At 44.4% G+C, this 21752-nt stretch carries 24 protein-coding genes and 1 riboswitch; of the genes, 18 read left to right on the forward strand and 6 right to left on the reverse strand.

Features of this window, described 5'->3' with window-relative positions; translation table 11 throughout:
* The first annotated feature begins 102 nt into the window (after nt 1-102).
* The gene (locus BO18_RS27340) at nt 103-699 is read left to right on the forward strand and encodes a hypothetical protein (protein WP_034451059.1); all 597 of its coding nucleotides are present in this window, start codon (nt 103-105) and stop codon (nt 697-699) included.
* Nucleotides 680-1459, forward strand: coding sequence for a hypothetical protein (locus BO18_RS27345; RefSeq protein ID WP_185752589.1), 780 nt, complete (start codon nt 680-682; stop codon nt 1457-1459). Before BO18_RS27340 ends, BO18_RS27345 begins: the two co-directional genes overlap by 20 nt.
* A 29-nt stretch (nt 1460-1488) precedes the next feature.
* On the opposite strand, the gene BO18_RS27350 is transcribed toward BO18_RS27345, so the two are convergent.
* From BO18_RS27350 to BO18_RS27375, 6 genes are all read right to left on the reverse strand, one after another.
* Nucleotides 1489-3876, reverse strand: a complete 2388-nt coding sequence (locus BO18_RS27350; RefSeq protein WP_034451060.1) for an extracellular solute-binding protein — start codon at nt 3874-3876, stop codon at nt 1489-1491.
* Nucleotides 3877-4074: 198 nt separating this feature from the next.
* A complete protein-coding gene (locus BO18_RS27355; protein WP_034451062.1) occupies nt 4075-4965 on the reverse strand; it encodes an AraC family transcriptional regulator in 891 nt (296 codons plus the stop codon).
* 82 nt (nt 4966-5047) lie between these two features.
* A complete protein-coding gene (locus BO18_RS27360; protein ID WP_034451063.1) occupies nt 5048-5932 on the reverse strand; it encodes a hypothetical protein in 885 nt (294 codons plus the stop codon).
* A gap of 40 nt (nt 5933-5972) precedes the next feature.
* On the reverse strand, nt 5973-6161 hold the full coding sequence (locus BO18_RS27365) for a hypothetical protein (protein WP_034451065.1): 189 nt from the start codon (nt 6159-6161) through the stop codon (nt 5973-5975).
* A gap of 1 nt (nt 6162) precedes the next feature.
* Entirely contained in the window at nt 6163-7230 is a 1068-nt protein-coding gene (locus BO18_RS27370) for a hypothetical protein (RefSeq protein WP_034451066.1), read from the reverse strand.
* A 15-nt stretch (nt 7231-7245) separates the two neighbouring features.
* Nucleotides 7246-7608: a hypothetical protein gene (locus BO18_RS27375; protein WP_185752590.1), complete on the reverse strand. Its 363-nt coding sequence runs from the start codon at nt 7606-7608 to the stop codon at nt 7246-7248.
* A gap of 145 nt (nt 7609-7753) precedes the next feature.
* Here BO18_RS27375 and BO18_RS27380 point away from each other — a divergent pair, with 145 nt between their 5' ends.
* From BO18_RS27380 to BO18_RS27455, 16 genes are all read left to right on the forward strand, one after another.
* Nucleotides 7754-8314, forward strand: coding sequence for an HD domain-containing protein (locus BO18_RS27380; protein WP_034451070.1), 561 nt, complete (start codon nt 7754-7756; stop codon nt 8312-8314).
* Nucleotides 8292-9161 carry a hypothetical protein gene (locus tag BO18_RS27385; protein WP_034451071.1) on the forward strand — a complete coding sequence of 290 codons (870 nt, stop codon included), beginning with the start codon at nt 8292-8294 and terminating at the stop codon, nt 9159-9161. The genes BO18_RS27380 and BO18_RS27385 overlap by 23 nt, the downstream gene beginning before the upstream one ends.
* A gap of 60 nt (nt 9162-9221) precedes the next feature.
* Nucleotides 9222-9707: a hypothetical protein gene (locus tag BO18_RS27390; RefSeq protein WP_185752591.1), complete on the forward strand. Its 486-nt coding sequence runs from the start codon at nt 9222-9224 to the stop codon at nt 9705-9707.
* 62 nt (nt 9708-9769) lie between these two features.
* Nucleotides 9770-10333, forward strand: a complete 564-nt coding sequence (locus tag BO18_RS27395; protein WP_034451074.1) for a hypothetical protein — start codon at nt 9770-9772, stop codon at nt 10331-10333.
* Nucleotides 10334-10535: 202 nt separating this feature from the next.
* Entirely contained in the window at nt 10536-10928 is a 393-nt protein-coding gene (locus BO18_RS27400) for a hypothetical protein (RefSeq protein ID WP_034451076.1), read from the forward strand.
* 24 nt (nt 10929-10952) lie between these two features.
* The gene (locus BO18_RS27405; RefSeq protein ID WP_034451077.1) at nt 10953-12485 is read left to right on the forward strand and encodes a tetratricopeptide repeat protein; all 1533 of its coding nucleotides are present in this window, start codon (nt 10953-10955) and stop codon (nt 12483-12485) included.
* A gap of 400 nt (nt 12486-12885) precedes the next feature.
* A complete protein-coding gene (locus BO18_RS27410) occupies nt 12886-13329 on the forward strand; it encodes a GNAT family N-acetyltransferase (protein WP_034451079.1) in 444 nt (147 codons plus the stop codon).
* An 83-nt stretch (nt 13330-13412) separates the two neighbouring features.
* Nucleotides 13413-14204, forward strand: coding sequence for a hypothetical protein (locus BO18_RS27415; RefSeq protein WP_034451081.1), 792 nt, complete (start codon nt 13413-13415; stop codon nt 14202-14204).
* Nucleotides 14205-14450: 246 nt separating this feature from the next.
* Entirely contained in the window at nt 14451-14954 is a 504-nt protein-coding gene (locus BO18_RS27420; protein ID WP_051689221.1) for an RNA polymerase sigma factor, read from the forward strand.
* A 19-nt stretch (nt 14955-14973) separates the two neighbouring features.
* Nucleotides 14974-16203, forward strand: a complete 1230-nt coding sequence (locus tag BO18_RS27425; RefSeq protein ID WP_034451082.1) for a hypothetical protein — start codon at nt 14974-14976, stop codon at nt 16201-16203.
* 206 nt (nt 16204-16409) lie between these two features.
* A complete protein-coding gene (locus tag BO18_RS27430) occupies nt 16410-17726 on the forward strand; it encodes a DUF6273 domain-containing protein (RefSeq protein ID WP_034451083.1) in 1317 nt (438 codons plus the stop codon).
* A 112-nt stretch (nt 17727-17838) separates the two neighbouring features.
* A riboswitch (TPP riboswitch) is annotated at nt 17839-17944 on the forward strand.
* A 72-nt stretch (nt 17945-18016) separates the two neighbouring features.
* Nucleotides 18017-18838: a hydroxyethylthiazole kinase gene (gene thiM, locus BO18_RS27435; protein ID WP_034451085.1), complete on the forward strand. Its 822-nt coding sequence runs from the start codon at nt 18017-18019 to the stop codon at nt 18836-18838.
* A complete protein-coding gene (gene thiE, locus BO18_RS27440) occupies nt 18825-19469 on the forward strand; it encodes a thiamine phosphate synthase (RefSeq protein WP_034451086.1) in 645 nt (214 codons plus the stop codon). Before thiM ends, thiE begins: the two co-directional genes overlap by 14 nt.
* Complete coding sequence (locus BO18_RS27445) at nt 19466-20122, forward strand: HAD family hydrolase (protein WP_034451087.1); 657 nt, start codon at nt 19466-19468, stop codon at nt 20120-20122. Before thiE ends, BO18_RS27445 begins: the two co-directional genes overlap by 4 nt.
* Before the next feature lie 103 nt (nt 20123-20225).
* A complete protein-coding gene (thiD, locus tag BO18_RS27450; RefSeq protein WP_034451088.1) occupies nt 20226-21008 on the forward strand; it encodes a bifunctional hydroxymethylpyrimidine kinase/phosphomethylpyrimidine kinase in 783 nt (260 codons plus the stop codon).
* A gap of 30 nt (nt 21009-21038) precedes the next feature.
* A complete protein-coding gene (locus BO18_RS27455; RefSeq protein WP_034451089.1) occupies nt 21039-21743 on the forward strand; it encodes a class I SAM-dependent DNA methyltransferase in 705 nt (234 codons plus the stop codon).
* Nucleotides 21744-21752 lie beyond the last annotated feature (9 nt).

Below are 21752 nucleotides of genomic sequence, written 5' to 3' on the forward strand. Positions count from 1 at the left end.
TTATAACTTAAACAAAGATATCTTACCAAGCAATAAGCATTGAGACAAACTGCAATTGCTTTTTTGGGTAAAATATAAAAAACAATTTCTCGGAGGTCACATATGTCTCAAACGGGTTCCTTTCAGTGTGAATGCGGATATAACGGTCCTGTAAGCAATTTCTGTCCCAACTGCGGAAAAGCATATACCGTTCCTTCGGTTAATGAGGCGAAAGAAGAGGAAGCAAAAGCTGAAATTGAGGCCTGTAACAATGTTAAACCTTTACCAAAACCCGCTGCCGGATGGACATGTCCCGAGTGCGGATCGGAATTTGAGACCGACACCAAGTGCTCGAAATGCGGTGCCGATATCGAACAATTCCTGCTCTTTTCTTTATCGGAATTTTCGACGGCTATACCTCCCAGAAATGCCTGGCTCAGAGTCTACAAGTTCGATGATACCAGGCTTATTCTTGAAAACGGTCACGAGTTCAGGTTCATCCCGGTCAGTGTTCTTGAGCCGGCTTACGAGATCATAAAGAAATATGAGATCGACAAGTGGGAGGAATATAAGGACAGGCTGACCGGCATTATGGGCGGAAGGCAGGCCATCAGTTATTGGGACGGCACACAGATGGTTGGAACCTCCACCGACAACATGCTGACTGCAGGCGCAGCATACCATGAGCTGACGGTGTTGTTTGTCAGCAACCTTCTCTAGAATTCCTTTGCGTCAAATGTGTAGACCCTCGTTTATGAGGCCTGTTAAAAATGACCAGACAGAAAGAAAACCCCAATATTTCTGTTATTATTTAGATATGATTATCAGAACTGATGCCTCAAAATGCAGATCTATTTTACAGGGTTACTCCCATTTTAATAATGGGATGGAAGACTTTTGGTATTATTCCGACGTTGCTTTTGAAACCGGCAGATCATATGCACTGATCAGCGAATATCAGCAGGGATGCATGTATCTGTCTTACCTTTTGGGAGGCCAGATAGGTTTTAAAGACGGCTTGGAGATCTATTTGGATGACACCGGGATCACTCAGGAAACGTTAAAAGGTATCAGCTGGAATCTCGAACCATACTATGAATCATACAAGAACCTTATCGTGAGGAAGTCTATAGAGAAAGCCTTGAAAAACCGATTCGTGGAAGAATCGTTTGAACAATTGGCTGAAGGCTTTTGCCTGACTCCGGAGCGGTATGACCGTAAGTTAAGTCAGTTGAGCGGCGAGAGATGGAGCGCATCGGCTGCTGTCGGATATGCTTCAGGAAAGAAGGTGTTTTATGCACCTTATAATTCCAGCAATTTTTATTCTTCAAATGCAAGACTGAAGCTAATGATAAACTACTTAACTTCTCATGATTGTATGGTGCTTCTGCCGGTTGGTTCAGATATGTATTTGAAGGATTGTGTGGATCAATGTATCTATATTGAGCAAAAGTCAGTTTGGTGGAAATCAAAACAATGATATTGGTCAATCTTGAATTAGACCGGCTGTTATTTCCTCTCGTCCAGGACTTTCTGCGCTCTGTCATTGATCACCTTTGCTACATCTTCAAATGATTTCTGACCTTCGAAATATGCAGGGATCTCTTCATAGATAATGATCGAGATGCTGTGATAGACAAAACCCGATGTTGTTGCCGTAGAGAGCTGCCCGATATATCTGTCGGCGATTGCGGGGTCGATAGCCTTTCCCGTTTTTGCGAACATTACACCTTCACTTGCGGCAACGTTTTTGTTGTATTCGGTGATCTCCATAAGAGCGATATCCTTAGCACACTTCTTGTTTACCGGGATATTCGTGAACAGGGTTTTCTGGATATCCTCCGAGAGAAGTATGCTCAAAAACTGTTTACATGAATTTTCATCTCCTGTGTGTGAAGAGATCGATACAGCGATATTTGAACCGACCGCAGCAGTTCTTCCGTCAACGGAAGGGTAGCCGCAGATCACGGGATCATTAAAATTCATCGAGAACGCTTCGAATTCATAAAACCCGAAAATTGTGGCAGGCTGAACGCGCATCTTTTCCTGTGATAACATCAGGTCTTCCCATTCGGAATCAACGTCTTTGCCTTCGTAAAAACCTTTGGAGGGAAGTTCACTGCAGTAGTCGAGGATCTCGTTGAAATCACTGCAGTTTACGTCGATCTTTCCGCCGGTTATGAATTTTTCGCTCTCGTTTGAGAAAAGTCTGGTCGCTACTTCTGTTCTTGAGAAGGATAACTGGTGATCGTATAAAGGATCAGTTCCGTTGCAGACTGTCTTTACCATGGACTTGTATTCTTCGAAAGTCCATCCGTTCCCGGAGTCGAGATCATCGCCCGAAGCCAAAAGACAATCAACGTAGAAGCCTATGGGGAGCTGATAAAGAGCGCCGTTATATTCCGATGCTTCAATAACATTCATGAAGTAATCGGATTCATTGATCCCGCTCTCGTTCTGCAGATAGCCGGAGAGATCAATGAAATAATCCTTATTGGAGAGCTGCTCGTTTGCTCCGTTTGTTATGAGGATGTCAGGACCTTCTCCGGCGAGAATATCCATTGCCAGACGGTCTGAGACTGACGCATAGGAATTCAGGCTGGAAAGCATTGCACGGTCTGTGTCGTCGGTATTTGCATAGTCGATCTCGTTGTTTGCCTTATAACGGTTATCGAACAGCATATATGACGTACTGCTCTCCCGGTTAAAGCGCATTATTGCTTCTGAGATGCTGTAATCAAGGTCTTCGGTTGATGCTACAGTAAGGATGTTTTTTCCTGCTGCGGGATATTCGCTTGTCTTAGTGAACGTGCAGAGTGCAAAACTGATCTGGTTCGCACCTACGTATCTTGATGTATAACTGAAAAGAAGTCTGTCTTCATCTGCATACTTTAATTCCGAATTGTTGACAAGGAATCTGTTGCAGACAGAGCAATTAAACGACAGGATCATCTTGCATGTGCCGGCATCCGTATCGATGCTGTAAACACCGCCGTCTGTTACAGTTATGAGCATGCCGCTGCAGTAAGTGAGATTGCGGAGAGGGATATTAATATATTCCATCTCATCAAGAGCACTGATATTTCCTGTTTCAAGGTCGACCAGACAGTATCTGATCTGGCCGAAATTATAGTTGGCAGATGTATTGCCCCAGATGATGACCTTATTATTTCCGGCACAAAGAATGCCCTCCGGATATCTGATATAGAAATCGCTCGCAAGATTATCCAGGGATACCTTCTGCTTTACGGTGCCGGAAGACAGGTCAACAAGTTCGATGCTTGTTGTCTTTTCCTGCTTAAGGACGGCAACATCGTTTCCGACAAATGCAAATCTGCTGGATGATTCATTTTCCTGTGAGCTTTTGGTTAAAACGATCTTGTCCCCGGGCGAAATGCTTCCTGTGTTCTCATCAATGGGATAAAGGTATTGTTCGTGTGTACCGAAATCGAAAGCCTCAATATACAGGCGGTCTCCCAGGACCATTCGGTCAAGGCTGATATTATCGCCGAATTCGTCCTTGATGACATAATCGCAGTCCGCCGTATAATTCTCATCAAACGACATTATGTGATTGACAGGTTTTTGCGGTTCGGTCTCTGTAAAGAAGACCCAAGTGCGGCCGGCGTACCAGGTGATGTCAGACATGAAGTATCCGCCGACCTTTTCTGTCAGATAATCAAAGAGTGCCGTGTCTTCGGTGAAGTCGTACCAGGAGAGCCCGTCAGGAAGCTTATCCGGCATCTTGCCGCTTAAGACAAGCCCCGATTCATCCACAAGTGAACTTTTTCCGTTCTTATCCGTGCATCCGCCCGCAAAAACGGAAACAAAGACAACGGCCGTCATCAACGAAGCGGTAAGTAATATGGAAATGTTTTTCCCGGCTATCTTCTTCAATTATATGTCCCCCTCAGGTTCCGGCATATTATATCAGGATGATTGTAGGATTTTGGGAAAAACATTCAGCATCAAAAAGTAGGCAAAACTCAGGTAAAGCAATCTACAGCACCTGCCACGATTACGAAAACAGTTAGGGGCTATCTCATTTTGAGACAACCCTCATCTGTTTTATCTGGACTTAAAAACCCGGATATCTTATTTTTTCTTTACAGGGATCCACAGTTCGCAGAATACTTCAGGCCTTGTGCCGTCGAAGTAGAGCTCGTAGTCTGTCTCCTCTGATGCCTCATAGCCCATCTGCGGCAGGAATTCCTTGTAGAACATCTCCCATGTTTTGGCTATGCAGTCGCCATCTTCGCCAACACAGTCAAAGACCACATAGGTGCCGGGATTGACGTCCCAGATACGGAAGCCTTTCTTTTCCAGATCAGCCTGATCGAACTCTTTGGTGTCCCCGTCGATGATGATCCCGATGCCGTACTCGAAAGTGTCCTTTCCTTCTGTTGTCGGAGTGCAAAGACCATAGAGATCACGCTTTCCGTCTTCTCTCAGCATCCAGACCGGAGAGAGCATCTGCTTGCTGTTGACCTCGCCCCAGAAGTCTGCCACGTCGTGGTTGGCTTCGTCGTTAATGATCGCGTTGCTGAATTCCCTTACAAGTGCGATAAACTTCTTTTCCTTAGTTTGAACAATACGGTAATCCATACTCTTACCACCTTTCACGGATAATGTAATCGTAAGCGGATTGAAAAGCACCAGTTTGCCGGCTTCTTCTCTGGCGGTTTTCGGTGAGACACCATGGAACCTTGTGAAGGCTTTGGTAAAGCTTTCAGGTGTCTCGTAGCCGTATTTCAGCGCCAGATCCGTGATCTTCGCATCGGTCTCAACGAGTTCTCTTCCCGCCAAAGACAAGCGGCGGTTCCGGATATATGCGTTGGCCGTTAAGCCCGTCACAAAACTGAAAGCTCTGTGAAACTCGTAGCTCGACGTGTGCACCTGTTTCGCTACGTCTTCATAGTTGATCTCCTCGAGAAGATGCTCCTCCATGTATGTGATGGCTTTTTGTAATGCTTCGATCCATTCCATGCTTTAAGTCCTCCTGCTTACACGCTCATTATGTATGAGATGAGTAAAAGGTTCATTTCCCGGTTTGCGGAAAATTGTCAGGTTACGAGAACCTGACAAGCAAGATGATCAATACCACAGATGCGGCAAACGACAGAAGGGTGAATGCCAAAGGTCCGGACAGGCTGTCACCCCGTCCGCCAAAGATCTGGGAGGGAGAATCCGGATTTATCTTTATCTTGCTTTTGGAACCTGCCGGGATCGTTCCGTTTGTGCCGTTTAACAGAACATCGTAGAAAGACTGATACTTTTCACCTTCGTAATGGTACTCGAATACAGGTGAATAGTACGGATTCTCATCAGGGATGGAATCGCCATATGAACTGGTCATGTAGGTTCTCACATAACCGATACATGTTGCCTCAACCTCTTTGGTATAAACACTCTTAGGGGCATTTATGTAACCGATCAGCTTTACCAGCACGGCAAGGAAAACCACGACCGCGATCTCACAAAACAGTGCTATCGCGTATAACGTTATGTTTTCCTTGGGATAAATGAGGCTGACCGCAAAAAGACCAATTCCGCCCAAAAGTGAGATCACGCCTCCGATACGCCGGAATATGGCATTTTCAGCAAACCCCGCTGTTTTTTTGTTGTCCGGTGTTATGAGTGTGTACAAACCGATAAACAGCATAAGACCGCCGATAAACCAGGGGATCAGATCATATCGCTTGACCGGGATGCAGAGGATCGCTGCCACAATACACGCAATAAAAGCAAAACTGATAATTAATCCGGCTGCCGTTTTTCCGGTGCTTGTATTGCCGTCGGCATCCTTCATCATGTTTTTGGCCCATGTACCGGGATGAGAGAGGCTGTCCTGCTGATAGGCCTTATAGTGATCATAACCCGCACGGGTCTCGGCCTCATCAGGAACCATTACCGTACTGAAATAATACTTTTTATCTTCCGGATCGTATCTCATCTTTATTCCCTGAATCCCCAAAAGTTAAAAGCATCAAAGCTTAACTCTGTTTGTTCTGCTCTGCGGCCTGATTCCTTCTTTTCTTTTTCTTCAGCAGTACTACAAGAACGACTATGCTCGCGACAACAAAACCGACAACAACACATATTATGATGAGTATTGCTGCGAGGACACCCAAAATAGCCGGAGCCGCTTCAGGTCCCATAACATCAAATAACAATAAATCCATATCAAGTAACCTCCTTATCTGGTTTCAGTATATACAAAGACAGCAGAAAACACACTGCTGATGTGATCACAAGTATAAGAATATTCACGGTAAGACTGCTGCTCCTGACAAACCAGGATATTACTGCACCAGCAAACAGCGCTATCGTTGTGATTCCGAATGCCGCACCCGGTGCGACCTTCATTACTGAGATGACCATTCCGAGTGTAACCGCGGTTGTCATGCTGAAAAACGTAATGCCAATCAGTGAGACTATCATTATCTTGTCACCGAGGACGAGAAAAGGCAGAGCACCTATTATGCAGATAAAAGCCGTCTTGCGTATGCCTATCCTGTCAGACAGTATTCCTCCCAAAGCTTTTCCTATTCCCATGAACACATAAAGAAGAACCGATTCGACAAGAGTTTTCTTCCATGCCATCGGTATCCCGTATCCGATGTAGGACCTGACTGCGACTATAAAGAATACCGCAAGTGCCACGATAATGGCATTCCGGCCTGAAATGACATAATCAAAACCCATGCATCCGTCAGCATCCACAGGGTTGTCCTTGTAGAGTTTTTCTCCAGCGATAACCAGCGGCATCATGCATGCGCAGATAAGCGCTATCCACCAGAATGACATATCAGTCGAAGCAAGTACCTGACCCAGGATAACGCCGAAAGAACCGCCGCTGACAAATACCGCAACCGGCGTCAGTTTGCCGCCGGATGTCCTGACAGTAAGTTCTGCTCCCGCGACATGTATCATGGCATTGCCAGTCGAAAGCAGGATCAGCGATATCCAAAACAGAATTCCTTCAGTTCCTGTAGTGAAGAACAGGATAAATCCTGAAAGGAGCAGCGGGACAGAAAAAATCCCCGGTCTGAACTTTTCGAAGAGATCACGAAGAGCTCCCCAGAAAAACTGGGGGACAAAAGCCACGCAATTATATACAAGGGCTACAATTGTGATGAACACCGGATCCTTAAAGATCCGGTAGAGCATAAAATAGCACACCACTTCATTCATCATGTGGATAACGAAATAAAGCAACGCGGCTTTTGTGGTTCTGCTCTTAACTGTCAAGATGACTCCTTCCGGTCAAAGTATCAGTTTGAATATCAGTCCGCTGACGGTCGTTCCTATGAAGAACGAGACGCCGTTCAATATGAGCGAAACGATAAACGGCGACGGTTTCTTTGTATAAAGAAGCTTTTTGTAGATCAGTGCTTCGACAAAGAAAACGGCAAGTTCAAGCACAGTAACATATACTGCCCTGGGAACCGTGGTATACGCCGCCATCAATAATCCCGTTAAGACGACTATCGGATTTGTAAGAGTATTCACGAAAAGGATAACGGTTAGGTCAAATCCTTTTCGGATACCGATCATCAGCGCAGCCCCTTCTTCCAGTATTACTGTCAGGAGAAGACAAATGACAAATAAGATAATAACGTCTTTCATAGAACTGATTTTACACATATATGGCTGAACTGGCAAAAGGTGTCAGATGGAGAAAGAAGCCGGAGAAGTTTCCTTTTGAGGCGCTATTGTATAATAGAACTGATGATCGGCAGGAAAAACTGAGAAGAATGGGGATCTGAAGAATATGAATGCGAGAGAATTTTTGGAAATACTGCATGTGGCCGAAAGGCTTAAAGATACACCCCGCCATTGCACTACCACAAACGGAAGAACGGAGAGTGTAGCAGAACATAGCTGGAGAATATCTCTTATGGCTTTGCTCCTGAGGCATGAGTTTCCTGATCTTGATACGGATAAGGTTGTTAATATGTGTCTTATTCACGATCTTGGAGAGTGCTTTACCGGAGATATTCCGGCATTTGTTAAGACTGATTCAGACCGTGATGTGGAAGATTCCTTGTTAGACCAATGGGTTAAGTCGCTCCCGGAAGAAATCTCTTCAGATCTTTCCGCTCTGTACAGGGAAATGGATGCACAGGAAACCATGGAAGCCAAGGTGTATAAGGCTTTAGATAAACTTGAAGCCCTGATACAGCACAATGAATCTCCTTTGAGCACGTGGTCAGACAACGAGTACGAGCTGAACAAGACATATGCTTTCGATACGGTTGCATTCTCGGAATGGCTTACGGAATTAAGAAATGCGATACTGGAAGATACACTTGAGAAGATTGAGCAGGGATAATTCATCTAAAGGAACAGAAAATGATCTCGATAAGATATGTGACACAGTAAGTAATGAGAACGGAAAGGGAGAATATATGTCTGAACAGAAGAAAAAGATAAGCAAACTGTGTCTGGCAGGTTTTTTGCTCTCAATTCTGCTGCCGGTATTGATGATAGTAATGCCAAAAACCGGTCTTTTTAAGTTGTTTGACAAAACAGGCCTATGGATCTCGGTAGGAGTATATATATCATTGCCTCTAGCCGGACTTATCCTTTCGATAGCGGGGCTTGTCACCGCCCGGAAAAAGGGCAGAAAGGGCAAAGGGTTTGGCATAGCGGGAATTATCCTGCCGGTAATCTATGCGGTTATTGCTTTGGTCGTTTTCTTATTCGGATATGTGTTCCTATCGTTTTTAACCGACACTTTTCAAAAGAAAGAACAAAGTGATCTGTTTGCTATGGATGGTATCACTCAGGCAATAAATACTGAATATGATGTCCGTCAGTATAAGATCTCTCAGGATTTCAATTTAAGCTCTTTAAATTCCAGCGTCAGCAAAAATCAGTTCAGGGCATATGCTGAAGACAAACTGCAGACTATAGACAATGAGAGTGAGAATACCATCCGGGGAAAGTATCAGGATTATGATTTCCTTATTGTCAGAAGCAACCATTTCTCTGACTGGTTAGAAAACGAAGGCATGGGCAACATTATATTTAAAGAAGGATATATGGTTGTTACATTTTACGCACCGGCGAAATCTTCAACCGGCTCAGGCTTTGATGTGTACATGGATCCGTCCGGCAAATACATAATTATCACTAATTGTAACGATTACAAGGTCATCACGGAGTTTTTCGAATAAAACCCGGAAACAGACGAGATAAGAAACAGTTTGGATAAACCGGTCACAGGTGTAGAAGATATGGATGAATATAATGGTCAAATACAGCCGCCTCAAGAAATAATAGATAAGGTCTGTAAGCAGATCCATCTTAATTATTTGCCTCTTACTATTATTTCTGGCCTTTTTACATTTCTTCCTCTTTTAGGTTTGCCTAATGTTTTCTATGAATCTTACAGAGATAAAACTGAAATATGGATTACAGCTATTATCGTAATCGGTACATTAGGATTTTCGTTCCTGCTTTCAAAAGTTTTCAGGATGCCATTTATTCGGGTGAACAAGATTAAAAGAGGGGAGTGTGAATGCAGGTATCTGTATTGTAACGGAATAGAAAAAGAAGTTACGATTACTTTTGATAACCACAGAAGAAACAGAAGCACGACATATTATGGTGTGTTCTTTTGGGATGGAGCAAAAGCCCATGCAAAATTTGTTAAAAGCATGGAAGAAGGCAAACAGATGTATGTTTTTAAAATAGGCAGGGAGTATTACGCCACTATCTGAGAACAGGTTTAGAAAAACTGCTGTTACATAAAGCATGTTATAATCAACACAGGAGAATAAATATGGAACAGAATACCGATAACAAAAAGAAAAGAATACATCATTTTGAAGAAGTGAAATTGCGGGAATCGGAATTCAAAAAAGCGTGTGATCTGGACAGCAGCGAGTTTAAGAATATCCGTGATGAGTATTTTAAGAGGATTGTCGTTGTTCCTCTTATCGCGATCTTTATTGCGGTGGTTGTTTTCGTGCTTTGGATTATCGGCCAAAGCCAGAAGTGGTATACGATTTCTGCTATCATTGATTACGCATTAATTATCCTGCTGGTGCTAAGCCTGGGGGTGGCAATCTATATGATCCCACGCTGCATTTATGGTTTGATAATTGTTTCCAAGATCGATAAAAAGGATTTCTGGTGGCACGCAGGCCGTCTCACACGCAAAAAGAGATTGTGGATTCCGTTCGGCTGGGATTTTTATTATATAGTGGACGATGAATACTGCAGCAGAACCATTTTTGATCCAATCTATTTTAAAGGAACTGAAGTATATTTCCTGTATTTCCCCGGATTCATGAAAAACTCATTGATCGGGGGAGTCGTGGTCAAAAAACATAATTCATTGTGAGAGGGAAGACTTAAGTGAGTAGCGGTAAGAGACAGCATTCTCACATCCGGGTTGACGGGGTAAAGATGACTGTTCTTAAGACCCGCGCTATGAGATATGGGGCTTTAGAATCATTGAAAAGGAATAGTTCCTGATGCAGGAAATGTTACTGTTAATCCGGAAATTATTTCTCTGTTTATCGCTCAATCGGGAGATATTTATAATGCTTAAGAAAAGACATGTTCTGATATTTTTCCTTATTGCAGGTATTATTTTCGTTCTGCCTGCCTGCTCGAACGCGACCGAACCCCTAGTTTCCACGTCTGCAGTTTCGACAAGATCGTCGAACTTTAAGGCACCTGATATGCCGGACGATATGGACCACGAACCTCCGCAGGGAATGGGATTCGATATTTCAAATGAGGATATCTTCGAAATGGGTTATTACGCAGTTCAATATGATTCATTCTCAAGCGCTTATTTCTTCTGGTCATCGAAAAACAATACCGGATCAGACATAGAGTGGAGCGTATATCTTTCCGATAAGGAACTCTCGGAAGACGAGATCAAGGAACTGTCCAAAACAAAACCTCTGGCGGTCAACGATGGATTATAATTACCACATAGGAAATTTATCTATATGGCCACGTTAAAGAGTTATACATGTTCAAAGTGCGCAGGGATCCTGGTGTTCGATTCGGACCAGGAATTCTTTGATTGTCCTTTCTGCGGGAACAAGTATGACATAGTTGATTTCCATGCCGATGAGGTATTGAGCCAGGCAAGGTCATGCCTTGAGCAAAGGTCGTTTTCGGCTGCCAAGGAAAAATTCGATCAGATCTTGGATAATGATCCGGAAAATTTCGAAGCTCTTTTGGGATCTGTTTTATGCGTGCTCAATCTCTCTTCAATTGAAGAGCTGTATAACTATGAAAACCTTTCCGGCTGTGATATTACCGAAGCTAAGAAGGTGCTGATAAATGCCAAAAGATCATCTGTTAATGCGAAGGCCGGGTACTTTTCCAAGTTTATTGAAGTCATCGGGAATTACGAAAAGATAGTTGCGGCTTATAAAGAGATAAGAGCATTGCAGTCCGGAGACACCAAAGAAAAGATAAACAAAAAGATGGTGTCTAATTATCAGGATGACCGCTTAAGAGACAGACTCGATCTTCCGTGGTTTTGGATAATAATGGGTTTTTGCTTGTTTTGCGGAATAGTCTGGCCTTTATCAACTTTATCGGGCAGTTTGGTGGTGGTTATTGCGACTATGGTGGGATCTTTTGTCGCTGTAGGACTGATAATCCACTTTATACATAAAGCTGATGCTCTTCATGATGAGGCATATCAGCCCGGGAATATTTACAAAAGCGCTTTGGATCACAAAATAGAAAAATACGAAAACGAATATATTGTTTCATGCGAAGAATTGAAGAAGATCTATTCTTCTGCCGCTGCTGAGAAAAATGAAGCTGACAGCGTGGTCAAGGGTGATGCCTCAGCAGATACGGACATCAATGCCGACCGGGACATAATCTGCGAAAAATGCGGCGCGTCATTAAGCCTTGATAAGGAAAAACGTGTATATGAATGCAGCCACTGCGGTGTTGCTTACGGTGTTTCTCTTTTCTTCGGACTTCCGATGGAAAAGGCGCTTAATGCTCTGAATACCGGAGACTATTCGGACGCTGAAAAGAGATTTGCACATCTTCTCATGGTCAACCCTTCGGATTTCGAAGCGCTTCTCGGAAGGATACTCTGCGCAGGAAAATGGACAAATGTCAGCGATATCAGGCTTTCTTCTGATTATGAACAGTCAGATATTCAGGAAGTTGATCTTCGGCTTGATGAAGCTATACAGCATGCCGCCGATAACGACCGTCAGTTCTTCAAGGATCTGGTCAAACTGATCGATTTCTTTGAGCCTTACATGAAAGCCCGAAAAGTGCTTGAAGCACAGCAGAAAGAGGTTTCCGATATGGAAACAAAAGCGGATGTTTATGCGACTGCATTTGCAGGAGCAAATTATGATGAGAATTACAAGAAGGAAAGACAGAAACTTGTCAGCAAGTCTTATCCTGCACTGGTTCAGCTAAAGAAGATGGAGGGCGATTTTGCGCTCCTTAAAAAGAAACTGATCTCGGCAGGAAACGGATGTCGGCTCGTCGGTTAAATCCTGAAAGAATAGCGCTTAAAACTTGTGGCTCTAAATTGAGAATACAAGTCCTCTGCGATTACCGTCATGCTTGAAATAATATCAACGCGTTTTCATCCGGCACCATGTGTTTGCAGGATGATAATAATATGCATGTCAGCCGGTCCTCTCGGAAAGGTATGTGTTGGTCCTGTTGATGATGATCCCGATTACCTGGTCAATGGATTTCTGACCTTAAATACATTAAGATACCATTGCAGCCCGGAGTGTTCCGGGCTGTTCTTATGTTAATTGCCTGATGAATACGGAGTATAACCGTAGTATAAACACCGGAGGGGATAGCTCTTCCGGCTTTGTTGTATAATTGGAACATAATTTTTCAGCATAACGCATCAAATGCTAAGGCGGATACAGAAACGTGATAAGAAAAGCAGAACCAAAAGACCTGTCCAGGATCGCCGAGATCCTGGTGTTTACAAAAAGAATGAAATACCGGTCGATCTTTCATAACGATGAATACTCTTTTAACGGGTTGCAGGTAGTTAAGGTCGCCGATGAATTCAAGGATCCGGAACTCATCGATAAAGTCTGGGTATACGATGACGGTATAGTTAAGGGAATGATCCATCTGGAGGAAAAGGAGATCGCTGAATTATATGTTGATTACTTCTTCTGGAAAGAGGGCATCGGATCTAAGCTGGTAGAATTTGCAAAAGAAAAGTTTGATGCTAAGTTCGTATGGACCCTGGAGAAGAACGAAGACGCCATTCGGTTTTACGAGGCGCATGGATTTAAGCTTAACGGGAAAAGACGATTGGAAGAAGGTACTCCTGAATATATCGTGATGTTGGAGCGGGACTGAAACTGTTAAAATGAGTGGAACATTATATCTGCAGCAAACACGACTGACCTTTACATAATTGTAATCACCAAAGCAGGAAGGAAATGATCAACATCGAAGAACACCAGATGCATGAGACGGGTGAGACACAACTCTCCAAAGGAGAGTTTTTGGCCGCTGTTGATTCATTTAACAGCATATTGGAAAAGGCCCCTCACGATTTCTTTGCGCTCAGAGGATTGCTGCTTGCATCAACTCATCTGGCGGACATGGATGAACTTGCCCGTGAGGATAAAAGAAAAGGCTTCGCTTATAATGCAGTCCTGATCAACGAAGCCATTGAAAGTGCTTCAGAAGAAGACAGGGAGTACTTTAAGGAGTTTGGCAGGATCTTTTCTGACAAGAAGAAACTTTACGATCTGAACCATGAGATCAATTCCCTGAAGGAGGAGCAAAAAAGGATCCAGTCTCAAATCACTCTCCACAACAGAGATCGTGAATTGTACTATGTCATGGACAAACACGGCCAAATGAAAGATCCCAAAGTAACATTTTTCCCTTTAGTGATTGTCGGTGGCAGCATGCTTTTATTGAGTCTGCCGTTTTTTATTTTGCACGCAAATCTTGAAACTTACGATGTGACACAGGGGATAGCGTGGTTCTGTGTCATAACCGGCATCATCTTGGCAGGCTGCAGTTTTATTTTTATTTTCCCAAAAGTGATAGGGGTAAATGAAATAGACAAATACCTCAAAGTACTCCAAACTGAATTAGTTCAGGTCGAAGAGAAAATAAGAAGCCTTGAAACTGAAGCAGATAAACTCTCGGATTGTATCAGGACATCCTGCCGTGATTTTGTAATGAAAGATAAACTGAAAACGAGTAACCAGAGTTGATATGAAATGCTTAGACATTCCTGTTGTGCCGGTTCCGGCGTTTCTCATCTCTTTCTCTCTCTACATATATTTTAACTTTCAGTCTTGCCCCTTAACACAAATTACGATATTGCATCTAAGTTATCTTGATAACTTTTTTGTGACTTAACATAATTAGTTGAGACCAAACGGCATCTTTGTCCATCTAATGGTTAGAGAATGGAAAACAGATCTCCATTCGGTTGTGTACACAAGGAAAGAGAAGTAATGCAGATTGATGAAACGACAAGACTTGTAAAACTCGCGAAAAGGCACGATAAGCTTGCCTTTGCCGAGCTGATGCAGGGACATATGCAGGAGATGTACAAAGTCGGGCTGGCAATCCTCATGAATGACGAGGACGTTGCCGATGCCGTCAGTGAGACGATCCTTAATTGCTTTGAAAAATTGAACACACTGAGAGAAGACAAGTATTTCAAAACATGGATGACGAGGATCCTCATAAACAATTGCTATAAGATCCTGGATGTCAGGAAGCGTCAGACTGGATTGGAAGAATGGGAAGAGCCTTCTGTAACTGACGAATACAATGTCGAACTCAAGGACGCTCTATCTTCTATCGATGAAAAGTACAGAGCGGTCATCACTCTATATTACTTGGGAGAATACAGCACCAAAGAAATTGCCTCGATGCTCCATATCCCAAAGAGCACGGTAACTACCTGGCTCCAAAGGGGCAGAGAGCAGCTTGCAAAGTACTATGGCAGCTAAGAGTTAATAGGAGAATGACATGAAAAACAAGAATATTTTCGAGAAGAACGCCAAGATCCCGGATGTCGTACAGCAGAAAGCAAATGCTGCTTTCGCAACGATTTATACCTGTCAGGATAAGCCTGATGAAAAGCCTCAAAAGACACACAGATCAGCCAGAGCAACGATTATAAAGATTGCATCGGCAGTGGTTGCTGCGGCCATAACCATAGCAGTATTCTTCACTGCGATAGCGTATTTTGGCGACAAAGGACCGGAATTACCCGAAGGAAGCAACCAGCTTATTAGCAATCAGTTTATGATCAGGGTTTGCGCGGCAGAGCTTGAGCCTGAAGCTCCGCTCCCGATAAGTATGGATGTCAGCAACCAAGCATATGGTTATGGTTATGATTGGACAGGCTGTGTAAATTATCAGATCAATTTTCCCATTTCGGTCGAGGGTGAAAACATCTCGGAAGTGACCTTCAAAGCGGACAACGCGGTCTTTGAAGTCGTAAGTATCGACTGTCCTTCCATTGTAAAAAGCGGTTCACCCAAAACGCTCGACGATTTCAGCTCGACTTATGTTAATGGCTATGACATGAGCGGACATCCTATCGGCAAGACGGAAGTAGGATATTACGATTCGTTCAGCGCAGATTACGGCACGCTTCATAATTCCAAATATCTTTTAAACATTTGTAATGTCCTGACAGACCGAATGGATCTTTACTATGTGTTATCTTACGAGGGAAGTGAAGACTGGCATGACGACTGGTGTGTGGCAAATACCTATTTGGTAAAGGATATTGAGATAACGATCGAAGTCACGTTTAATGACGGGACTACGGCTTCAAGGTCATTGGGTCTTTTTGCCAATCAGTATCCGGAAACAGACATTACAACTGACGGAATAGAATACACATACAATGCTGTTCAGATCTTCTGCTACGATAAAGACGCTGCAGATGATGCTACAAAGCAGCTGATCAGCAGCCAGATCAACCGTGCTATGGAAAACGGCAAGACCCAAGAAGCAAATAACCCGGTTGACGCCGATACAGCATATGATGATGAAATCATTGATGACACGGATGCAACTGACAGCACAGAAACGACGGTCAGCACGGAAACAACGGTCAGTACAGAAACAACTGTCAGCTCGGAAACAACTGCCGGTACGGAAACATCTGCCGATACGGAAGGCGCCGAAGTTACTGATGAGGTCGGTTCTACTGAAAATACGGATAATACCGGTAATGACGATTAAGCGGGAACTTCTGAAGATATCGGATCTGAAGTAAAGAATTTCGGCCGCATATGGGGATACGAGGGTTGTCTCAAAATTGGGGCAACCCTTTTGAGTTATTTATCTGATTAAAGACAAAATCATGATAAAATATGAAATCGCAAAGAGGCTGATTATGATGGACATTCGATATCTTCCTTTGTGCATTGATAAGAGGGAGATCTGACATGAATTTGCGCAGAGTTTTTGTGAGCATGGCTGCAATCTTGATGGCAGGATTACTGTCATTTTCGGCATTCCCAAAAACTCTCCTGGCAGGATCAGACACAAATGACAAATCCGGCAAAGCGATCAGGAGCGGAACGGCCTATATTTCCGGCGCGATGGAAAGCAATATCTATTTCGGAAACTACTGGCAGTCTGTCAGGAATGAAGATGCGACAGACAGCAACATGGAGCCCGTCAAGTGGAGAGTTCTCGCAAACGACGGCAACCTTTTCGTCGTATCGGATCAGAACCTTGATTGCGTCGCATATAATTCATCAGCCGAAACAGTCACCTGGGAAGAATGTTCCTTGAGAAAGTGGCTCAACAGCAAATTCATTGATAAGGCCTTCACCGCACAGGAGCAGGGCGCTGTACTTGAATCCCTCGTCGTAAATGAGGACGGCGCGAAGGGCTCTGAAGCAGGTGCCGATACTTATGACAAGATCTATCTTTTATCCATTTATGAAGTGATCGATCCGGACCTGGGATTCCCCACTGACTGGAAGGACGAGGGCGGCACGCGCGTCGCGCTTAACACCGAATACACCAAGAGCAAGGATGCCCTGACCGGCAACGACATGTCAGGCGCGTGGTGGCTCAGGACGCCCGGTGACGCCAATAATGCGGCGAATGTTTTTAATTCCGGCAAAGTTTTCGTAAGAGGCGGCAACGTTACTAACTATATTTTCGCAGTGCGTCCCGCAATGAATATCGACACTTCAAAAGTGCTTTTCACATCACCTGCCGAGGGAGGCAAAACTTCAGGCGTGCCAGGTGCAGACGCAGTGAAAGAAGTCGGTTCTTATACCGGCAGTGATTGGAAACTTACTGTAAAGGATGATACCAGACCTGTTTTCGAAGCTTCCGTTTCGGGTCCTGTGACGATCCTCAAAGACGGTGCTGTAAAGCTCAGTTACACAGGCGCTAAGGCAGGCGCGAATGAATTTGTCTCTGTGATGATCGAAGATGCGGAAGGCACCGTTCTTTACTATGGAAATATCGTCGACAACAGATCTAGCGACGCAGCGGATTCAGGCAAAGCGATACTTAATGTCCCGGCAGATCTGACACCCGGAAACTACAAGATCTTAGTCTTTTCCGAACAGTGTAACGGCGATTTTAAGACGGATCTGGCAAGCAATATCGTATCGCTCGACATCACCATTTCGAAGTATAAGACAGCAGACAGAAATCTCTGCATCGGGATCGGCGCTGCAATTGTTGCAGCAACATGCGTTGCCGTATTTATTGCTGTAAGAAAAAAGAGGCACGCTTAATAACGCTATATATTCCTGAGGCCATTTTTGCGTTTTTTTATGTATTGAAATCCCATGACTATAGAACTATAATGTGCATACTTTAATTACGTGTCCAATGGAATACGTGTTAACGATACAATGGGGAGCTTGTGTGACAGGCTGAGAACAGAATCATATTCTGGACCCTTAAACCTGATTTGGATAATGCCAACGGAGGGAAAAATTATGAAAAATAATATCAGTTAGCAGATATATCTTGAGCAGATATATCTGTTTTTTTATTTTTATTTCACAGGAGGAAAAGAAAAATGTTAGGTTCTTGTTTGGAAAATGTGCGCAAGTCAGTACCTTTGGTACACAACATTACCAATTATGTAACAGTCAACGATGTGGCAAATATATTGCTTGCATGCGGAGGAAGTCCCATCATGTCGGATGAACCCCTTGATGTTGAAGACATTACTTCCATCTGCGGCGGTCTGAATATCAATATCGGAACTCTTAATCAGAGCAGCATTAAAGGAATGTTCCTTGCAGGAAAAAAGGCAAATGAATTGGGGCATAAGGTGTTGCTCGATCCGGTAGGAGCAGGTGCATCTGCTCTCCGTACAGACACAGCGGTAAAACTCATGGACGAGATCAGGTTTACCGTCATCAGAGGAAATATCTCTGAGATCAAGACGCTCGCACTCGGAAGCGGAACCACAAAGGGTGTTGATGCGGATGTGGCTGATGCGGTAACCGAAGAAACGCTGGAGCAGTCAGTAGCATTTGTTAAGAGCTTTGCGAAAAACACCGGATCGATCGTTGCTGTCACAGGTGCTATCGATCTCGTAAGCGACAGTGAGAGATGCTACGTGATCAGAAACGGCCGTCCTGAGATGGGAAAGATCACGGGTACGGGCTGTCAGCTCTCCGGCATGATGACCGCATTCATCGTTGCAAATCCGGGCAACGAGTTAGAGGCAGCAGCAGCGTCTGTCTGCGCAATGGGTCTTGCAGGCGAGATCGGATGGTCAAAGATGCAGCCCGGTGACGGCAACTCAACATACCGTAACCGCATAATTGATGCGATCTACAACATGGATAGTGACACTCTTGAAAAGGGAGCAAAGTATGAAGTGCGATAAGAAAGATCTTTTGCTCTATGCTGTAACCGACCGCCACTGGCTTAACGGCAGAACTCTTTATGAAGTGGTAAAGGAGAGCCTCGACGGCGGCGTTACCTTCGTTCAGTTACGTGAGAAGACACTCGATGAGGAGACCTTTCTGGAGGAAGCGAAAGAACTTCAGAAGCTCTGCAGGGAATATAACGTGCCTTTCGTCATCAATGACAATGTCGATATCGCTGCCGCAATGGACGCTGACGGAGTTCATGTCGGACAGAGCGACATGGAGGCAGGTGATGTCCGTGCAAAGCTCGGACCCGACAAGATCATCGGAGTATCTGCAGGAACCGTTGAGGAAGCGATCCTCGCGGAAAAGAGAGGCGCCGACTATCTCGGCGTAGGAGCGGTCTTTCCGACTGGTTCGAAGGATGACGCCATAGATGTTCCTCACGAGACTCTTAAGGCTATCTGCGAAGCTGTTTCGATCCCCGTAATCGCTATCGGAGGCATCTCTCAGCAGAATGTATCTGAACTTGCGGGAAGCGGCATCTGCGGGATTGCAGTTATCAGTGCGATATATGCGCAGAAAGATATAAAGAAAGCTGCTGAAGACTTAAAGGCAGCTACTGTAAAGATGGTAGAGTCCAAATGATAAAAGGCGTCATTTTCGACATAGACGGAGTGCTTCTCGATTCACTGGGAATCTGGGATGATCTCGGAGCAAGATATCTTGTGAGTATCGGAGTTGAGCCTGAGGAAGGACTGAATGAGATACTCTTTTCGATGAGCATGGAACAGGGCGCCGCATATCTTAATGAACACTACCGGCTGCAAAAGACTGATACGGAGATACTTACCGGAATCTCTAAGATGATCGAGGCTTTCTATTTCGATGAAGTGCTGCCGAAGTCCGGCGCAAAAGAACTTTTGGAATTCATGAAGGCTAAGGGGATAAGGATGACTGCAGCCACTTCGAGTCCGAGGATTCATGTGGAAAAAGCGCTTGAGAGAAACGGCATGCTTGGTTTTCTGGAGAGGATCTTCACAAACACCGAGGTTGGTGCGAGCAAACATTCTCCGGAGATCTACGAGCAGGCTGCCGCATATATGGGTACAAAGCCCGAAGAGACTCTTGTCTTCGAGGATTCGTTATATGCTCTGAAGACGGCTGACGATGCGGGTTTTGTAACCGTCGGAGTATACGACATAAAAGGAGAGACCGACCGGGAGGGAGTAAAGAACACGGGAAAATATTATGTTACTGAACTTAATGAGTTTCCCGCGGTATTTGAAACAATTAAATAGTCTATAACAGAGAGATCTGTTAGAAGCGGTATACCGGGGGCACCACCTTATGCCGCTATATAAAAGTAATGCGAAAACATATTTACGAAAGAAGGTAAATGCTATGAAGACAGCATTAACGATCGCGGGAAGCGATTCCTGCGGAGGCGCCGGTATACAGGCAGACATTAAGACTATGACGATGAATGGCGTTTATGCCATGTCGGCCATTACAGCTCTTACTGCCCAAAATACTACCGGCGTAACAGGTATCATGGAGGTCACGCCGGATTTCCTTGCTGCACAGCTTGATGCGGTATTTACGGATATTTATCCGGACGCGGTTAAGACCGGAATGGTCGCCTCGAGTGATCTTATCAGGGTCATTGCGGAAAAGATCAGACAGTACAACGCAAAGAACATCGTAGTCGATCCGGTCATGGTAGCAACGAGCGGCGCAAAGCTTATCAGCGATGATGCGATCGAGACGTTAAAGTCGGAGCTTCTTCCTCTGGCTGACGTCATCACGCCTAACATTCCTGAGGCGGAAGTGCTTTCAGGCCTGACGATCAGAAATGAAGAAGACATGGTCAATGCGGCAAAGGCTATCAACGGAAGATTCGGATGCAGCGTTCTTTGCAAGGGCGGTCATCAGATAAACGATGCCAATGACCTGCTTTACCGTAACGGCGGTTACGTATGGTTCAAGGGTAAAAGGATAGATAATCCTAACACCCATGGAACAGGCTGTACTCTTTCAAGCGCGATAGCTTCAAACCTTGCAAAGGGTGAGGATATGGACAGTGCGGTCAAGAACGCTAAAGATTACATTTCCGGCGCACTTGCGGCAATGCTGGACCTCGGCAGCGGCAGCGGCCCTCTGTGCCACAATTACGCGATACTGTAAATTAAATCAACAAATTCCAGGAGAAATAATATGAGCGAAGTAAAACAAAAATTTGACGGATATGCAGCAAAGTACGATGAATGGTTCATGAAGAACGAGAACCTCTTCATCAGTGAGTTGAGACTTTTCAAGAAGGTGCTCGGCGATATTTCAGGGAAGAAACTTCTGTCCGTAGGCTGCGGCAGCGGACTTTTTGAGAGTTATATCGACTGCTCGAACATTGAAGGAATCGAGCCTTCGGAAGACATGGGAAACATTGCAATAAAGCGTGGAGTAAACGTCATCAAGTTCGGTCTGATCGAAGACGTTGATCTTCCCGATAACGAATACGATGTTATCTATTTCAACGGCAGCTCCAGCTATATGGAGGACCTTGTTCCTGTATATGCAAAATGCCTCAAGGCACTGAAGGCCGGCGGACGACTCATTCTTCTTGATGTTCCGAAGGAGAGTGCTTTCGGCTTCATGTATCTGCTTGGAAAGAGTCTTAACACATACGATCATGAATATCTTGCCGGTGCTATGCCCGAACTGCCTTATCCTTTGGCACTTGCGTCATCAGGTGTTTGGCATACGACTGAGGAAAAGATCAATGTCTTAAAGAATCTTGGGATCAGCAAGTTCAATTTCTATCAGACACTTGTTAAGAATCCGCTTTATACTAATGAGGAACCCGAAGAAGTAATCGAAGGATACAAGAGCGGCGGTTATGTTGCCATCATCGCGGAGAAATAAGGACCTTAA

It is taken from the genome of Butyrivibrio sp. AE2032 (assembly GCF_000702965.1).

Excerpts from the sequence above, each read along its gene's own strand:
- BO18_RS27365 (WP_034451065.1), bottom strand. The coding sequence starts at position 6,161 with ATGGATTTATTGTTATTTGATGTTATGGGACCTGAAGCGGCTCCGGCT.
- thiE (WP_034451086.1), top strand. The coding sequence starts at position 18,825 with ATGAAGTGCGATAAGAAAGATCTTTTGCTCTATGCTGTAACCGACCGC.
- BO18_RS27420 (WP_051689221.1), top strand. The coding sequence starts at position 14,451 with ATGCAGATTGATGAAACGACAAGACTTGTAAAACTCGCGAAAAGGCAC.
- BO18_RS27405 (WP_034451077.1), top strand. The coding sequence starts at position 10,953 with ATGGCCACGTTAAAGAGTTATACATGTTCAAAGTGCGCAGGGATCCTG.
- BO18_RS27340 (WP_034451059.1), top strand. The coding sequence starts at position 103 with ATGTCTCAAACGGGTTCCTTTCAGTGTGAATGCGGATATAACGGTCCT.
- BO18_RS27430 (WP_034451083.1), top strand. The coding sequence starts at position 16,410 with ATGAATTTGCGCAGAGTTTTTGTGAGCATGGCTGCAATCTTGATGGCA.
- BO18_RS27375 (WP_185752590.1), bottom strand. The coding sequence starts at position 7,608 with ATGAAAGACGTTATTATCTTATTTGTCATTTGTCTTCTCCTGACAGTA.
- BO18_RS27425 (WP_034451082.1), top strand. The coding sequence starts at position 14,974 with ATGAAAAACAAGAATATTTTCGAGAAGAACGCCAAGATCCCGGATGTC.
- BO18_RS27455 (WP_034451089.1), top strand. The coding sequence starts at position 21,039 with ATGAGCGAAGTAAAACAAAAATTTGACGGATATGCAGCAAAGTACGAT.
- BO18_RS27415 (WP_034451081.1), top strand. The coding sequence starts at position 13,413 with ATGATCAACATCGAAGAACACCAGATGCATGAGACGGGTGAGACACAA.
- thiM (WP_034451085.1), top strand. The coding sequence starts at position 18,017 with ATGTTAGGTTCTTGTTTGGAAAATGTGCGCAAGTCAGTACCTTTGGTA.
- BO18_RS27400 (WP_034451076.1), top strand. The coding sequence starts at position 10,536 with ATGCTTAAGAAAAGACATGTTCTGATATTTTTCCTTATTGCAGGTATT.
- BO18_RS27380 (WP_034451070.1), top strand. The coding sequence starts at position 7,754 with ATGAATGCGAGAGAATTTTTGGAAATACTGCATGTGGCCGAAAGGCTT.
- BO18_RS27360 (WP_034451063.1), bottom strand. The coding sequence starts at position 5,932 with ATGAGATACGATCCGGAAGATAAAAAGTATTATTTCAGTACGGTAATG.
- thiD (WP_034451088.1), top strand. The coding sequence starts at position 20,226 with ATGAAGACAGCATTAACGATCGCGGGAAGCGATTCCTGCGGAGGCGCC.
- BO18_RS27355 (WP_034451062.1), bottom strand. The coding sequence starts at position 4,965 with ATGGAATGGATCGAAGCATTACAAAAAGCCATCACATACATGGAGGAG.
- BO18_RS27445 (WP_034451087.1), top strand. The coding sequence starts at position 19,466 with ATGATAAAAGGCGTCATTTTCGACATAGACGGAGTGCTTCTCGATTCA.
- BO18_RS27395 (WP_034451074.1), top strand. The coding sequence starts at position 9,770 with ATGGAACAGAATACCGATAACAAAAAGAAAAGAATACATCATTTTGAA.
- BO18_RS27390 (WP_185752591.1), top strand. The coding sequence starts at position 9,222 with ATGGATGAATATAATGGTCAAATACAGCCGCCTCAAGAAATAATAGAT.